At 49.5% G+C, this 14,814-nt stretch carries 13 protein-coding genes; 1 reads left to right on the forward strand and 12 read right to left on the reverse strand.

Translation table 11 applies throughout. The features are described 5' to 3' along the window. Window positions 1-19: 19 nt before the first annotated feature. The 10 genes from HYX48_00150 to HYX48_00195 all read right to left on the reverse strand — a co-directional run bounded on the left by HYX48_00150 (window position 20) and on the right by HYX48_00195 (window position 11,547). On the reverse strand, window positions 20-2,635 hold the full coding sequence (locus HYX48_00150; protein ID MBI2742314.1) for a toxin-antitoxin system YwqK family antitoxin: 2,616 nt from the start codon (window positions 2,633-2,635) through the stop codon (window positions 20-22). A 119-nt stretch (window positions 2,636-2,754) separates the two neighbouring features. Further along, on the reverse strand, window positions 2,755-3,144 hold the full coding sequence (locus HYX48_00155; protein MBI2742315.1) for a hypothetical protein: 390 nt from the start codon (window positions 3,142-3,144) through the stop codon (window positions 2,755-2,757). A gap of 7 nt (window positions 3,145-3,151) precedes the next feature. Beyond that, window positions 3,152-3,424, reverse strand: a complete 273-nt coding sequence (locus HYX48_00160) for a hypothetical protein (protein MBI2742316.1) — start codon at window positions 3,422-3,424, stop codon at window positions 3,152-3,154. A 188-nt stretch (window positions 3,425-3,612) separates the two neighbouring features. Beyond that, window positions 3,613-4,074 (reverse strand): YbhB/YbcL family Raf kinase inhibitor-like protein, encoded by a 462-nt coding sequence (locus tag HYX48_00165; protein MBI2742317.1) that lies wholly within the window; start codon window positions 4,072-4,074, stop codon window positions 3,613-3,615. Next, a complete protein-coding gene (locus tag HYX48_00170; protein MBI2742318.1) occupies window positions 4,074-4,541 on the reverse strand; it encodes a prepilin-type N-terminal cleavage/methylation domain-containing protein in 468 nt (155 codons plus the stop codon). Before HYX48_00170 ends, HYX48_00165 begins: the two co-directional genes overlap by 1 nt. Further along, window positions 4,531-4,950, reverse strand: a complete 420-nt coding sequence (locus HYX48_00175) for a type II secretion system protein (GenBank protein ID MBI2742319.1) — start codon at window positions 4,948-4,950, stop codon at window positions 4,531-4,533. Before HYX48_00175 ends, HYX48_00170 begins: the two co-directional genes overlap by 11 nt. A 222-nt stretch (window positions 4,951-5,172) precedes the next feature. Then, window positions 5,173-6,354: a type II secretion system F family protein gene (locus HYX48_00180; GenBank protein MBI2742320.1), complete on the reverse strand. Its 1,182-nt coding sequence runs from the start codon at window positions 6,352-6,354 to the stop codon at window positions 5,173-5,175. A gap of 2 nt (window positions 6,355-6,356) precedes the next feature. After that, entirely contained in the window at window positions 6,357-7,943 is a 1,587-nt protein-coding gene (gspE, locus tag HYX48_00185) for a type II secretion system ATPase GspE (GenBank protein ID MBI2742321.1), read from the reverse strand. Continuing rightward, window positions 7,940-10,261, reverse strand: coding sequence for a type II secretion system protein GspD (locus HYX48_00190; GenBank protein ID MBI2742322.1), 2,322 nt, complete (start codon window positions 10,259-10,261; stop codon window positions 7,940-7,942). Before HYX48_00190 ends, gspE begins: the two co-directional genes overlap by 4 nt. After that, window positions 10,258-11,547 (reverse strand): hypothetical protein, encoded by a 1,290-nt coding sequence (locus tag HYX48_00195; GenBank protein ID MBI2742323.1) that lies wholly within the window; start codon window positions 11,545-11,547, stop codon window positions 10,258-10,260. Before HYX48_00195 ends, HYX48_00190 begins: the two co-directional genes overlap by 4 nt. A 163-nt stretch (window positions 11,548-11,710) precedes the next feature. Here HYX48_00195 and HYX48_00200 point away from each other — a divergent pair, with 163 nt between their 5' ends. After that, a complete protein-coding gene (locus tag HYX48_00200; protein MBI2742324.1) occupies window positions 11,711-12,091 on the forward strand; it encodes a hypothetical protein in 381 nt (126 codons plus the stop codon). Window positions 12,092-12,684: 593 nt separating this feature from the next. Here the strand turns inward: HYX48_00200 and HYX48_00205 are convergent. Continuing rightward, window positions 12,685-13,776, reverse strand: coding sequence for a glycosyltransferase family 4 protein (locus HYX48_00205; GenBank protein ID MBI2742325.1), 1,092 nt, complete (start codon window positions 13,774-13,776; stop codon window positions 12,685-12,687). After that, complete coding sequence (gene mutY / locus HYX48_00210) at window positions 13,773-14,807, reverse strand: A/G-specific adenine glycosylase (protein MBI2742326.1); 1,035 nt, start codon at window positions 14,805-14,807, stop codon at window positions 13,773-13,775. The genes HYX48_00205 and mutY overlap by 4 nt, the downstream gene beginning before the upstream one ends. Window positions 14,808-14,814: the final 7 nt, after the last annotated feature.

The following is a 14,814-nucleotide window of genomic DNA, read 5'->3' on the forward strand; positions in this document are numbered from 1 at the left end:
AAAAAGATCCCTTTACTTGTTAGAGTTTGCGGCCATTATCGTAACGGGTTTCGGTGCAGGCGCCCTGAGCGTCGTAGGCCTTTTTGATGCCATGGAGCTCATCGTTTACAAAGACTTGAAGGAGGCGCGGCTTGCCATCTTCAAAGTACTTGTTAAACTTGCCGTGGCGCTTACCCATCTTATACTCGCCCTCAAAGACGATCACGCCTTGGGCATTCCACTCTGTTGAAGGCCCATCGAGCACGTTATTCTTGTAGTTAATAATAGAGCCGACTTTGCCAGTATCAAAGTAGGTCCTCTCCTCGCCCTCTTTCATATCATCGACGAAGGTGATCTCTTTGAAGAGCTTCCCGTCTGGGAAGTATTGAATGGCAGGTCCATTCTTCTTATCTCTCTTGAACTCGATGCGCATGATGACATTGCCCTGCGTTCCAAAAACCTGGGCTGGGCCCTCTTTCATGCCCTCTTTGTAGAAGGTGCTAGTAACCTTTGTGCCAGCTTCATTGTATTCGCAGAACTCCCCCTCCTCCTTATCATCGACAAAGTTCGCCTCGAGGGCTTTAACCTTTCCGAAGAACTCGTGCGGCGCATAGAAGACCTCGTGAGGTCCGTGTCTCTTGTTATTCTTGTAGTTGTAGATGATCTCCTTTCCATCGCGAGTAAGCTCGTAGAATCTCCCGTTGAGTCTACCCTTATCGTAGGTCGACTCTTCTAACAGATTACCTTTAGGGTCCCAGAGCGCCTTCATTCCATGGAGCTCGCCATTTTCATAAACGATAAGAGTCTGTGCAACGCCATCGGGATAGAAGGTCTTCTGCTCGCCGTGGAGCTTGCCCTCCTCGTTATAGAAGTAGCGTTTTGAAACTTTTTGCGCCTGCTTCTTCTCTGTCATCTCTTTTGAAAAGTATTCGATCTGCTCTCCACAAGGCACACCCATGCGGTAGTTTTTGACTAGCCAGAGAGTTCCATCTTCATGCCAGATCTGAACCTGACCGTCGGCTTGCCCCTCTTTGTAGAAAGCGATAGAGCGCTTCTGACCATTTTCATAAAACTCTTCGCCTTTACCGTGCTGCTTGCCCTTGTTAAACTCGGCAAACTCTTTTGGCTTTCCTTTAGCGTACCAGGTGCGCATCAGCCCCTGGGGAAGGTCGTTTTCGAAGCGCGCTTCAAAGATGAGCTCGCCCTTATCATTCCACTCGCGGTGGAGATCTTCTCTCTTGCCCAGCTGGAACGCGCCCTCAAACTTCAGAGTTCCATTCTCGTGCCACTCGCGTCTGATCTGGTTTAGGAGGCCATTCTGGTAGTGCTCTTCGATCTGGCACTGTCCATTTGCGCACCACTCTTTGCACTCGCCCTGCTTAATGCCGCTGGCGATATGGTAGATGACCGCTGGCTTGCCACTCTCATACCACTCTTCATAGACGCCATCTTGAACGCCCTCTTTATATGAGGTGTTAACCTTGAGCTGTCCACCTTCGTAGTACTCCTTCTGCGGACCGTTAAACTTCCCTTTGATATAGGAGAACTCGGTCTTTATCTTTCCGTTTGGATACCACTCGCGGAAGGCGCCGTCGCGAAGGTCATCAATAAGCGAGTATTCGGCAATCTTCTGCCCCTCTGAGCTATATTCGACAATCGGCTCGAGCAGCTTCCCATCTTGATTGTAGATGGCGACGAATGCCGCTTTTCCATTCTCATGGTTGCGCCAGTGTTTGCCAATCTTAACTCCATCCTTGTATTCGCCCTCTCCAAGCAGCTTGCCATCCTGTGCAAAAAACTGCTCCTTACCCTGCTTTTTGCCCTTTCTATAAACGACTTTGTAGCTCTCTTTTCCGTTAGGGTAGTATTTAAAATGGGTGCCGACCGGCTCTCCCTCTTTATAATCTTGCGCTTCCTGAATCGACCGATCCTCTCCATAAACAATGAGCGCAGGATTCTGCCCATTGGAATGGAGTAGGCCCTTCATATATTGGTAGCTGGCCTTCAGAGCGCCGCTCTCATACCACTCAAGAGCATTTCCGTGAGGAACTCCATTCTCATAAGGAGTAAGCGCAACACGCACCCCCTTTGATGTAAAACGGTTGTACTCTCCAACGAGTTTGCCCTCTTTGTAGGTGCCCTCTTCCGCTTTCGAACCATCTTCGTGATAGGAGATCATCGGCCCATCGCGCAGTCCATTCTTATATGCTGCCTTGCCTCTGAGCTGTTCGGTTGGATAGTAGATCTGGAGCTCTCCATTCATCACCCCTTTCTCATAGGTGGCGATCTTTTCAACTTTGCCGTTTGAGAAAAAAGAGACGCTGATTCCATGGGGCACAATCGTGCTCTTCCACTCCTCATATCCCGCTGAGCCTTCAGCTACCGTCGTGAGATCCATCTCATTTTTCAGGCGGCCATTCTCATAAAATCTCTGCTGCTTAACTGCGATCTTCTCATCTTTGTCATTCGCTTCAAAAAAGAGGACGCGCTCGGGATTGCCATTCGGGTAGGTCTGTACGATCTGCGGACGCCAGTGGGGAAGGCGCGGTTTTAGTGAAACAACTGTGGGAGGTAGCGCAAGCTGCTGCTGCGGCTCTTCTGAGACCAGTGCCGTTGCACAGAAGAGAGAAAATGCGAAAAGAAGAAGAGCTTGCATAGGAGAACCTCAAAAAATATTTTAACACGTTAGAAAATCTAACATGCAGAATAGGAAATAAGAGGTTTAGAGACAAGAGCTGTTCCCTCGATTAAGAGGGAACAGTCTTAAGGAAAATTTTATCTCCAGAAAGCGAGCCACATCAGAAGAAGGCCCCAAACGAGAGGGATGATCCCACGCGCACGGAGAACTTTCTGATCTGACATTCCAGCTTTTACAGCAAATTGAGGAGCGAAAAGAGTTACAACTCCTCTTACTAAAAAGCCCCAACCTAGTAGCGTAACAAGCAGAAAAGCGTTGCTCATCCACATGTTGTATAGGTTGATAATCAGTAGGCCGAGAAAAATGTTGCATGTTGAACGAACGTATAGCACGCAAGGTGTTCCCTTGATCGAACTATAGGTCTTCATCAGCGCGTCTTTACGAAGTAGCATCCAGAGGCCAACGATGGTCAAAAATGGACCAAATACTGTAGCAATCCAGATAGCTTTTTGATTAATCATGTCCATATTTTTCCTACATTAAGTATGCGAACCAGCAGAGAGCAAGTCCCCAAACGAGAGGAATTGCACATAACACTTTCATTCCACACTTGTCTGAAGCCGAACACTTCATGCAAAAGTGAGGGAAAAAGAGACAGCTGACGCCTCTTAATAAGAGAAACCATCCAAGAACAGTTACGAGCAGTGCTGGCTGCCACATCCAGACGTTATACATCGAGATGATCACAAGGCCGAGCAGTACATTCATTACACCGCAAACATAGTGAGCACCTGGTGTAGCTTTCATAGAAGCCATCACCTTGCTGCAATTGTCACAGTAAGTGAGCATCCAGAAGCCCACGATAGCTAATAGTGGCCCAAAAATTTTGGCCAGGAATATAGCATTCTCCATCATCATACATCCCCCTACGGAGTTAAAATAAAGATTTATACCCAAACCTGACGCTACTAATTAAATTAATTGTTTGTCAACAACTAACAATTAGCTGCTTTGTTGTAGGTGCCGATGAGTTCAACAGAAGAGAGGATGTGTCCCTCCATGGCTTTTTCGACCTGCTGCTTGGTCGAGCCTTGAGGAAGAGAGAGAAGAGAATCTAATGCGTAGAGTTTAAAGAAGTAGCGGTGCTGGCGATCTGGAGGGCAGGGGCCTTGATAACCGAGTTTGCCACCGGTGTTTTTTCCAGAGATGCCGGGTGCTGGGCTATTTTCTTTGATCTCTTTCAATGTCGGGGGCATGTCAAAGGCTACCCAGTGCACCCACATGCGATCCTTGCGAACAAATTCAGGAACGTCTGGATCATCCATGATGAGAACGAGGCTTTTAGCCTGTGATGGGACATCTTTAATCGAAAGGGGAGGGTTTATGTTCTCTCCTTCGCAGGTGTACTTCGAGGGGATCTTTCCTTGGTGGGTAAAAGCTGCGCTTGAAAGATGCATCACGACTCCTCGTGTTTCATCTCTATTAACTTAAGAGGGGAGCCGAGGTCAAGAGCAAGAGTTCTGGAATCTGTCCCGATTTTTAACTTCTTAGAGGGCTCGACCCTGCCTGTTGCAAAAATGGTAATCGACACCTTCTCTTGCAGCCTATTGTCCAGATGCATCGACTTAACCCCGTGGAGAGTTCCCTTCGGCAGTTTGCGAACCATCTCCTTCGGCTCATCGGAGAAAAAGGCATAGGCATACCCATTCTCATGCTTGACAAGTGTAAGATTAAACTCTCCCTGGTAGCTCAGGGCAAGCGCCTGAACTCTTCTTAGATCGGATACAAACCCCGCAACGGAGCTTTCGAAACGCTGGTAGTTGATCGTATCTTTGATTTCGACACCCAAAAAACCGGAGATGATCGCTAAAATTGCGATGCAAAGAATAACTTCAAGAAGGGAGAAGGGTCTCTTACCCCTCATCGCCATCTTCGCTATCTGCCTTCTCTTTTCCGTCATGCTTCTTATTCTTTTTGGAGCGCATCTCTGTAAATTTGGCAGTTGTAACCTTGATGTCGTCGGTATACTTCTTTTCGATCTTAAAAGGATTATCCCAGCCATCCTTCAAGATTTTTTTAGCATCCTTTACTATCCCGGTCTTTCTTAGATAGAACTCTGGGTCGGAGACAACATCGTCGATCGATGCACCTTTAGCTACTTCCAGAAGGAGAAGCTCGCGGATCTGTTTAGCGGATTGTTCAGTTTTAAAATAGCGGCCCTCATCGAGGCTCCCTTTCATATTATATCCAATCACACTTCCAATTAGTCCGATTAAAAAGATCACGATCATGATCTCTAAAAGCGTCAGCGGCTGCTTCTTTCTCTTTTGCATGGTTTCACCTCAGGCTAAGCCTCCATAGCATACACATGCCCCCCTCTTTTTGGAAGAAGAGAGTGGGAAGAGGGAGGGAAGAGGGAAGAAGATCGGGCGCGGGCACGCACACGGGCACGTTCACGAAAGCAAAAGAGGGGACACGAAAGAAGCGGGAGAAGATTAGGAAATTCCTGGGTAACTTTCCGGATTCTCGTGAACGTGCCCGATCTTTTTCTTTTGTTAGGAGGAGAGGAAGGAGCTGACGTCGGTGAGGGGGAGAAGGATGGAGAGAACGACGAGGCCGACGATGGCGCCGAGGGTCATGAGAAGTGCCGGCTGGAGAAAGGCGGAGAGCTGCATAAGATTTTTTTCGAGCTCCTCGTCATAGATCTCGGCTAGCTTTGTAAAGATATGGCCCATCTTGCCAGTCTCTTCTGCAATGCTCAGCATGCGGACGACAAGGGAGGGAATAAGTGGAGAGCGTTTAAGTTCGGCGCTTAAAGATTTTCCTTCAATGATTCTCATCTCAGCTCTTTCGACTACCTCTTCAAGCAGCTTAAATTTCATCGACTTGCGAGAAAGCCTGAGCGCATCTAGAAGGGGAAGCCCGCCTACGATCAGAAGCGATGAGCATTGACAGAAGCGCGTGAGTGAAGATCTTAAAAGCAGCATGCGCATGAAGGGGATCTTCATAAGTCCCTTTTGCAGGGCGGTCTTGCCCCTATCTGAGCGAAAAAATGCCGCGATCCCGACGCATGCTATACTCACCAGCCCAAGAAACAGCAGACCATATTTATTCACCCAGTTGCTGAGTCCAAGAACAAGCTGCGTAACGGGGTGCAACTGGCGGCCTTCAAATAGTTCTTGAAGGGATGGGACCACAAAGACGAGGAGTCCTACCGTGACTAGAAGGCAGAAAACAAAAAGGATGGCTGGGTAGGTAAGCGCCGCAATTAGCTGTTTGCGCAGCCTTTGCTGACGCGCGATGAGCTGCGATAGCTGATGGACAACAGTCTCAAGGCAGCCCCCCTCTTCTCCTGCTTTAACTAGAGCCAGATAGATGCTATCGAAGCTCTTCGGATAGCGAGAGAGCGCTGCAGAAAAAGAGGTTCCCGATTTCAGCCTGTCGCAGAGATCCAAAAAGAGGGGATGGCACTTGTGACTCCGATACTTCTCTTCAATGGTCAGCAGGCTCTCGTACAAAGGGAGGCCAGCTTGAAGTAGCTGAGCCAGCTCTCGAGTGAAGGTTAGCAGTAGGGTGCGATCTACGACGATCTCCCTCTTCTCATGCATCGCCAGCTCGACGAGCATGATCTGCTGCTTCAGCAGCTTCTCTTTTGCAAGGGCGTAGGAGTCGGCATCGATGACGCCAGCGATCTTCTTACCGCTCTGAGTGAGGGCCTGGTAGCGGAAGAGGGCCATATTTACACGACCTCCTCTTCACAGCCGCGCGTCACGCGCAGCACCTCTGCGGTTGTTGTGGCTCCTCTTATCACGAGGAGGGCCCCTTCATTTCTCAAGCTGGTCATTCCTTGAGAAAGAGAGATCCTGCGCAGCTCCTCGGCATCCGCGCTCTTCAGCAGCTGCCTCTTTATCGATGGACTCATGAGCATGAGCTCGTAAATTCCCAGGCGGCCTTTATAGCCCGATCCGTAACAGCTGGCGCACCCCTTTCCTTTATGAAAAAACGCACTGCGATGCTCCTGTTCATTTAAACCCAGCTCCACAAGCTCTGCAGAGGTCGGGGTGTATGAGTAGCGACACTCTGGACAGATGGAACGCACAAGCCTTTGTGCTAATACAGCGAGAACGGAGGAGGTAAGGAGATAGGGCTCGATCCCCATGTCCACTAAGCGAGTGAGTGCTGAGGGAGAGTCGTTCGTATGTAGCGTGCTTAAGACAAGGTGCCCTGTGAGCGACGCTTGAATGGCGATCTCCGCTGTCTCTTTATCGCGGATCTCTCCGATCATGATGACGTCGGGATCTTGACGCAGGATATGTCTTAGGCCTGTTGCGAAGGTGAGGTGAATTTTGGAGTTCACACCAATCTGAGCCATCCCTTGAAGTTTATACTCCACAGGATCTTCGATGGTCATGATGTTGACCTCTTGAGAGCTGATGTCTGAGAGGGCGCTATAAAGTGTAGTTGTCTTACCGCTTCCCGTTGGACCTGTGACGAGGACGATCCCCTCGCTGTGTGCAATCTGCTTTTTTAAACTCTCTAAGATCTCCTGTCTCATTCCCAACTTATTCAAGCCGACGACGACATTGCTCTTATCGAGAATACGAAGGACGATCCTCTCGCCATAAACAACAGGGACTGTGCTCACGCGAAAATCGATCTGCCGGCCTCCCATCCGCAGCTTGATCCTGCCATCTTGTGGAAGCCTCTGCTCTGCGATGTCTAACTTTGCCATCACCTTGATGCGCGTGATCAGCTGTGACTGATACTCTTTTGGAGGAGCGTGTCTCATCTGCAGCACGCCATCTATTCTGTAGCGGACGCCTAGGCCGGTTTCTAGAGGTTCAAAATGGATATCGGATGATCCCTGCCCAATCGCTTCTAAGAGCATCGCGTTGAGCATGCGCACGACGGGAGAGTCTCCGCGCTGCTCGAGCAGATCATACCCCTCAGCTTCGACGACTTGTCCGCTCTCTGGGCCGCCCTGGAAGCTCGCGATGAGCTGAGACGCCTCATTCTCTTTCTGGTGGTAGCAGCGCTCGATCGCCTCCTCTATCACTCCTCTTGGAGTGACGAGCTCCTGAATAGATCTACCGAGAAGCACGCGCACCTCTTCTAGAGCCTCTAAATCGAGAGGATCTGAGGTCGCTACCAGGAAATGGGTCTCCATTTCGGCGACGGGAAGAATCTGATGTTTTTTAACAAAGGCGTAGGGAAGAAGCGCTTTTTTTTCTTGAACAAGAGGAAAGAGAGAGAGATCGGAGCTGCACTCAACTCCGAATTTTTTCGCCCAACTAGTTAACTCTTCCCAGGCAGTTTCAGAGCTCATCTTTTTGTTGTGAAAAAGGTTTTCAGACTCTCTTTAAAGAATTTTCTCTTCTCTTTGTCGCGCGCCTCAACCACCTTCTCTAGGAATTCTGGGATATCGCCTGCGCGTTTTTTCAACTCTTCAGCGCGTATCAGGTCGAGCTCCTCTTTGGGATCTTGGACGATTTTTGGCGTGATGAAGAAGAACATCTCTGTGCTGTGATCGATGAGTTTTGTCGAACCAAAGAGCATTCCGATCCCTGGAAGATCTCCAAAGAAGGGAAGCTTCTCCTCTGTATCGAGGCTCGACTTGCGCCGCAGCCCGCCCAAGATAACCGTCTGCCCATCAACTACGCGCACCTCATTCTGAATATGCCTCTTGTCTACAAGCGGTCTATCATCTTGGCTGGGTTTGGTGGTATCAAAGGTGATGTCGGTCTGAAGAGTGACAAAGCCCTTGCCCTCTTCTGCTTCCTCTTCATTATCTGGAAGGTGAACTGTTGGCGTAAGAACGATCGTGATTCCATACTGAGCTCGAGTGAACGACTTCTCAAATGCGATCCCTTTATTCGTATCGATTGGTGCAGCGCCATTATTAATCGAGATCTCTTCAGTGATCGCAATAGTGGCAGGCGTCTGGTTAACTGTAATCAGAGAGGGGGCAGCATTCAGTTGGATATCTTCTTGGCTTAAGAGGAAGTTGTAAGCGACGTCGAAAGAGGGGAAGTGCTTAGAGGATTTTCCACTGAAAAAGAAGTCTAGAACGCCTCTTCCTACAGGAGCGTTTGCCGATGTGTACTTCACATGATTAGACTTCGTGCCGAGTTTGAGTAGGTTAAGGCCAAAGCTATTGTTAGTATTTAATCTCTTTTCAAAGAGAAGCACTTCGATCTGCACCATTTTTTTAGGGATGTCCAACTTGCGCAGAAGCTCTTTGATTTTAGGCAGAGTATCTCTGCGGATGACCATCAGAATCGTTCCGGTTTTTGGATCGGCAATAAAATGGTCCGAACCTCCCTGCTCATACTCAAGATGGGAGACGATAGAAGGACGTGCAGGAGGAGGAGGATTGGCTAGAGCGGGAGGATTCGGCGCGTAGCCGTCTGGAGGTCTGACTCCAGGTCCCTGCAGGGCATAATTAATTTCGTAGCTGTCGCTCTCTCCTTCTGGAGCTGCGTAGAGGAGAGAGGTGTACACCTTATCCAGAACCTTTGCAAGTTCAGTAGGATCGCTATGGCGGCACGAGTATAAAAAGACGGTCATTTCGGAGGGGTCCTGCAGCTGATCTTCCGTCTCTTTGATGATCTTTTCTGCGCGATCGACAACAGCCTGCGATCCAACGAGAATGAGCGCTCTTCCTTGATTTAAGGTGTGAACGGTCAATCCATCTCCTTCAATCTTTCCAAATGGATTTCTCGTTCTATCTAGTGAGTCGGAGAAGAAGGAGGAGAGGATCTTCTCCATCTCTTTCACGCCCATTTTACCGATAGGAACAACTCTAGAAACCTTGCCTTTATTGCCATCCCATACGGTGTTATACAGGGAGAGCATCCTCTCCACCTCTTCTTTCGAGGAGACGATCGCGATCTTTCCACCGATCTGATAGACGAAGCTCTGCTTGATATCGGCGAATTTTTCTAAGAACTGAAAGACGCTCTTCGCCTGCTCTACAGGAGGTGAGAGAAGGTAGAAGACGCGAGAGTGAGGGGCGATTCGAAGCAGGTCGCTGGGATTGGCAGCGATATTCTTGATGGAAGAGGGATCCTGTTTTAGTAGAAAGAGCTGCTTCGCGTAGGGGTTGAGTTTTTTTACTCCAATCCCGTTGTGCGAAAGGATGATCTCGAGCACCTCATTCCACGATTCACGAGGAATGGGAATGTTGGAGTGCATGTTGAGTTTTAAAGCTGCCATCTCTGGAGGAACGATGTAGAGGTAGTCCATCGCGCCATATTCCATGATCAGCTGTCCGAGGGTTGTCTCCTCTTGGTCCCAGAGCGCATACCCCTCTTCCTCTCCCTTGGCATCAGATACAGAGGCCTCTCTCCACTTCTCTTCAATGGCGAGCATCTGCGCTTTAAGCGCGCTCACTTGCGAAAGGAGAATCGAGTACTCTTCTGCATGGGCTTCTTTGTTATATAGCTCGGAGGCCTTGAGATAAGAGAGTTCAAGCTGGGCGCGTAGATCTAGAAGGTCGTGGTTGACCTTTTGAAGAAGCTGATCCGATGCTGAAGATGAGCCCTCTCTCTTCTGAATACTCTGCGCTTTTTTCTCTTCGATACTCGCCGCAAAGCCCGATGAGAAGAGAGATAAAAGCATTAGAAGGGCAGCGAAAACTCTCATCGACGTCCCCTCCTCTCTTTGGATTTGGTTGTCTTCTTATCTGGAGAAACAGGAAAAGAGACCACTTGCATCTGAGAGCGCATCGGGTCAAAAAGATGTCCTTTTAGCAGAGTCTTTCCAGCTGCTGTTTCTAATCCGTCAAAAATAAACAACTCTCCCTGTAGTTTGTGGTGGATGCAATCTTCGATCTGCTCCGCTTTCTTTAAGTTTCGCCAACCGGAAGCCGTTTTTAATAGCCAGTCTCCTTCGCGCAGAACCATGCGTCTCTTTCCTGCGATGCAGCTCACCTGCGTCCCATTTCTTAAGCGAATTGCAGAAAAGAGGGGAGTCTCTTTTCCAGGTGACTTGCTTCCTCCAGAAGGAGGGGAGATTTTTAGAGGAAGGTTGAAAAACCCCGTCTCGTCCCAGAGCTCCGCCTCCACTCCTCGTGGAGAAGCGCTCTTAATCTGAACTAGAGGCTGCGAAGAAGAGACCTCTGAAATAGAGGAGACCTTATTCCATCTGCCCTCATCCCAAGCCAAGAGATCTCCCGAAGAGACAAAGAATACAGATCCCGCCTCATCCTGCCCGAATTGAACCTTCTCCTTCTCTCTCAGCCGTCGGTACTCATCCCCTCCATACACTTCTAGAAGGCGGTCCTTTCCCCAGTGCCTCGCCTCTTTTGCCGCTTTTGCATACGGAGTCTCATCCTTCTGGCTTAAAGAGATCGAGCGCTTTCTCTGTATTTCATCTACTGGAGAGAGCACGAGCTGGCTCCTCTCCTCTTTTTGTTCATCTTGCAGAAAGCGGTAGACTTCGAATGTCACACTATGCCTATTCATTGCGATGGGTTTCACCCAAATCGAGGCGGCATCTCCACTAAAGCGGAGCCCTCTTTTCCCATCTTTTTCCTTATCGAGCTCACTAAGATAAACGATTTCGCCTACTTTTACACACTTTTCTTCGCCGGTTGCCTTAGATCCTAGAAGCATAAGGGTTTCTGTCTGGTGAGCATCGGGCCGCGTATTCCGTCCCAGAAGGAGCAGCTCGCTTCCCAGACGAGGGATGAACTGAGAGGAGCGCGACGCATTGAGAGATAAGGGGCCCCCTCCGATAGATTCATAGCCCGCCACCCCCTGGCCTCTTCCGGGATCAGCTTGCGCCCCACTCCACTCGAAATCTGAACTGGATAGCTTGAAAAACAGGTAGATCCCCAAAAAAAGCACTGCCGCTGCCGCCCAAAGCAGCCGCACCCCCCAGTAGAGGAGCTCTTCCACTTTCACTTGATGGAGCTGTCCAACAAACATGAATTGTCTCGAAGAGGGATTTTTTCTAAATCGAAGAGCGAGTTTATGAGATTCGAAAAAAAACTCAAAGAGAAAACAGCGAAAAATACAATTGCAATAAATTATATTTATCATTAAATCCGGAATTAAGGACGACACCTATTGGTGTTAAGCGGTTTTTATTATGGATGAGAATAAAAAAAATGAAGGGGTTACTGTGAAAGAGATAGAGCTCTTTGCAAAAAAACATCGCATCGAAGTCGTATTCTGCCTCTCCTTTATCATTGCCTGCTTCTTCAGCTTTGTTTTTTTTGGTACAGGCTGGGCGGTAATATTTGCAGCTATTGGTGGCATATTGGGAGCTGTTTTTCCTGCAAAAGTGGACAATTTCGCTAAGAAAATGTTCGTTTTTGTTTTCAAACAGGAACAGACGACACAACTAGTTTTAGGGATCTTCAAGCTCGTGCTCTCGATCTTCTTGCCTCCTCTAATCTTCCTCTTGTTAGGACTACACGGCGGCAAAAGCATGCAGCAACTAGCCATGAGCATCGGCCCCCAATCCTAACCTAAAACGAAAAGATAGTTGTGAGGTGAATAGACATGTCGGGTAGGCCAGGGGAAAGCTTCGCTTTCTCTCGGGGCCTCCCTGCGACCCTCTTGCGCTTCACCTCGCTTTGCCAAACCGTGTGCTCGAAAGCAGAGTGGGCCTTCGCCCTACCCTGCACGCCTGACCGGCTTTTCTGCGCTACGATTTTGCTTTGCGATCTGAATCGAAGGGCTGCTCAAGGCGCTCATCCCACTTTCTTCGACGTGGGTCCCTTTCGCGTCCAGTCGCAGATATATCTAAAGAAACTAAGGACTTCCCCCTTCAATCTCTTCTTCATAGCGGCAAAGCCGCATCATTTCTGCGCCACGCAGTAAGGCGCAGGCCGCGGCCGCTAGGGCAAAGAGCAATTGCGGTGAAGTTGCGAAGAGCAGTGCTCCGCACGGCGAGCAACCCGAGACGCGATAGCTCACGTCAGTGAGCGGTGATCAAAGCCCTAGTTAGGCCCCAGGGGGCAGCTGGGGGTCCCCGAGAGAAAGCAAAGCTTTCCCCTGGACCACCGACATGTCTATTATTTCCCCATCTAATTTCCCTTAAACTTTCTCATCTTCTCTTCAAGCTCTGCTTAGGGAGAGGTAGATGGACTCCATCTGGGAGAGAGTGGAGGGAAGGGTAAACTTTTCTTGGACAAGCGAGTGGGCATTCTGGCCGAATCTTTTGCGGAGGGAGGCGTCGCTCGCGAGTTTCTTGACTGCTTCAGCGACCTGCTCTGCAGAGAAAGGAGGCACGATAATCCCCGTCTCACCATGTATGCAGACTTCAGGCAGCCCTCCAGTGGGGGTGGTGATGAGTGGTTTTTGTAGATAGGCCGCTTGCAGGCTCGCTTGGGAGACCCCTTCATGAGCCGTGCTGAGAAGGGCGAAGATATCAAGGGCTGCCATCGCTGCAAAGGGAGACTCTAAGTGGCCAGTGAAGATCACGCTTCCTTCGACGCCGAGCTCTTTCGCCAGAGGTTTATACTGATCGACATAGCCCCCTCCTACGACCACCCACTTAATCCACTTCTCCTCTTTTAAGAGTGCTGCAGCACGGAGAAAATCCCCAATCCCTTTCCATGAGCGCACGAAGCAGACGCTTCCCACAAGACACTCCTCAGAAAGAACGCCGATCTTCTTGCGAAATTCACGCGCCTCTTCTGGCTTTACAGCGAGCACTTCTGTCTCCACGCCTGTAGGGACGGAGATACAGGTAGAAGGAGTCCGTTTGGCTTGGGCGATGATCATCTTGGCCGCAAGCTCCGATGTCGTCACCACAAAATCTGCGAGTCCTCGATATAAGAGATGGCTGTTTAATCCCGATCGTATGGGCGTGGAGAGGTGTCGCATCCGCATAACAGGGGTGCGAGTGAGCCTCGCAGCGATGCCTCCTAGCCACGCATCTAGTGAAGAGTGGGTAACGACTAGATCGATTCCCTCTTTGCGAATTAGATTTACAAGCTGCCAGATCACTTTGAATGCTTGAGGACGCTTAAAAGAGAGTTCTGTAACCGAGAATCCCTCGGCTGCCGCTTTGGCGACAAGGCCGCCACCTTTAGCGATAGCAAAAAAACAGGTGTGCCCACGTGTACGCATTCCGAGCGACTCTTTTAGGATGCGGATCTCTTGACCACCCCATCCAGAGGAGCTCTCTGTATGTAATATTTTCATTTTAAAAACTCTCTCATGATTCTGAGATGCCCCGAAGAGAAGGGGAGCGAGGCTAGGGCGTCTAAACTCACCCATTCATAGCCTTCCAATCGGATCCTCTCGTGGGCCTTCCAGAGAGAAGGATATAATGTCGCTTGGTAACGTGTAAAGCTATGCTTTTCCTCTTTTAGGTCTCTGATGAATTGCGCAGAGATTTTAAACTCTTTCGAAACCATCTCCTCTGCTGAGGCAAGGGGCTCTCCCTGAGCAAACTCTTTGTAGGGGAACTCATAGAGACCAGCCATCACCTTCTTCCCTTCAACCCTCCCGATTAGGATCTCATCTCCATGTAAAATGAGAAGAACAGCTCTTTTTAAAAGGGTGGTTTTGGGACGCGCTCGCTTATTCGGAAGGAGATGGGCGATCTTCTGACTATAGCCTACACAGCTCCTCTTCAGCGGGCACTCGTTACAGAGGGGGATTTTTCGGCAGACTCGAGCTCCGAGCTCTATTAGCGCCTCCATTACCACCCAAGGCTCCTCTTCGGGAAGAATCTCCTCTGTTAGAGCTTCAATTCTTTTTTTTGCCTTTTCAATCTCCTCTTCGATGGCAAAGTAGCGAGAGAGGACGCGCAAGACATTTCCATCTACTGCAGCGGCCTTCTTATGAAATGCGAAACTTAATATAGCACCGACCGTATAGAGCCCAATCCCTTTGATCTGTTGAAGCCCCTCCTTTGTACTCGGCAGGACGCCAGCGTGCTTTTGAAGGAGCTCTTTTGCGGCTCCATGCAGATACCGAGCTCTCGCATAGTAGCCAAGCCCCTCCCAGAGCTTGATCACCTCTTCAAGGGGAGCTTGCGCCAAGGCCTCTATCGTTGGAAAACTGCGCATCCAGCGTTCGAAATAGGGGATGACAACTGCTGCCTGAGTCTGCTGCAGCATAATCTCGGAGACCCAAACCCTGTAGGGGGAGGGATTCTCTCTCCAAGGAAGAGCCCTTCTCTCCTCTAAAAACCACTCTTTCAATGAAAAGCTATCGAAGTAGGGCATCTTTTTC

Source organism: Chlamydiales bacterium (assembly GCA_016185065.1).
In the GTDB taxonomy this organism is placed as follows: domain Bacteria; phylum Chlamydiota; class Chlamydiia; order Chlamydiales; family Rhabdochlamydiaceae.

Bases quoted from the DNA above. Each gene is read 5' to 3' on its own strand.
- HYX48_00150 (MBI2742314.1), bottom strand. From the start codon at position 2,635: ATGCAAGCTCTTCTTCTTTTCGCATTTTCTCTCTTCTGTGCAACGGCA.
- HYX48_00155 (MBI2742315.1), bottom strand. From the start codon at position 3,144: ATGGACATGATTAATCAAAAAGCTATCTGGATTGCTACAGTATTTGGT.
- HYX48_00160 (MBI2742316.1), bottom strand. From the start codon at position 3,424: ATGAAAGCTACACCAGGTGCTCACTATGTTTGCGGTGTAATGAATGTA.
- HYX48_00165 (MBI2742317.1), bottom strand. From the start codon at position 4,074: ATGCATCTTTCAAGCGCAGCTTTTACCCACCAAGGAAAGATCCCCTCG.
- HYX48_00170 (MBI2742318.1), bottom strand. From the start codon at position 4,541: ATGAGGGGTAAGAGACCCTTCTCCCTTCTTGAAGTTATTCTTTGCATC.
- HYX48_00175 (MBI2742319.1), bottom strand. From the start codon at position 4,950: ATGCAAAAGAGAAAGAAGCAGCCGCTGACGCTTTTAGAGATCATGATC.
- HYX48_00180 (MBI2742320.1), bottom strand. From the start codon at position 6,354: ATGGCCCTCTTCCGCTACCAGGCCCTCACTCAGAGCGGTAAGAAGATC.
- gspE (MBI2742321.1), bottom strand. From the start codon at position 7,943: ATGAGCTCTGAAACTGCCTGGGAAGAGTTAACTAGTTGGGCGAAAAAA.
- HYX48_00190 (MBI2742322.1), bottom strand. From the start codon at position 10,261: ATGAGAGTTTTCGCTGCCCTTCTAATGCTTTTATCTCTCTTCTCATCG.
- HYX48_00195 (MBI2742323.1), bottom strand. From the start codon at position 11,547: ATGTTTGTTGGACAGCTCCATCAAGTGAAAGTGGAAGAGCTCCTCTAC.
- HYX48_00200 (MBI2742324.1), top strand. From the start codon at position 11,711: ATGGATGAGAATAAAAAAAATGAAGGGGTTACTGTGAAAGAGATAGAG.
- HYX48_00205 (MBI2742325.1), bottom strand. From the start codon at position 13,776: ATGAAAATATTACATACAGAGAGCTCCTCTGGATGGGGTGGTCAAGAG.
- mutY (MBI2742326.1), bottom strand. From the start codon at position 14,807: ATGCCCTACTTCGATAGCTTTTCATTGAAAGAGTGGTTTTTAGAGGAG.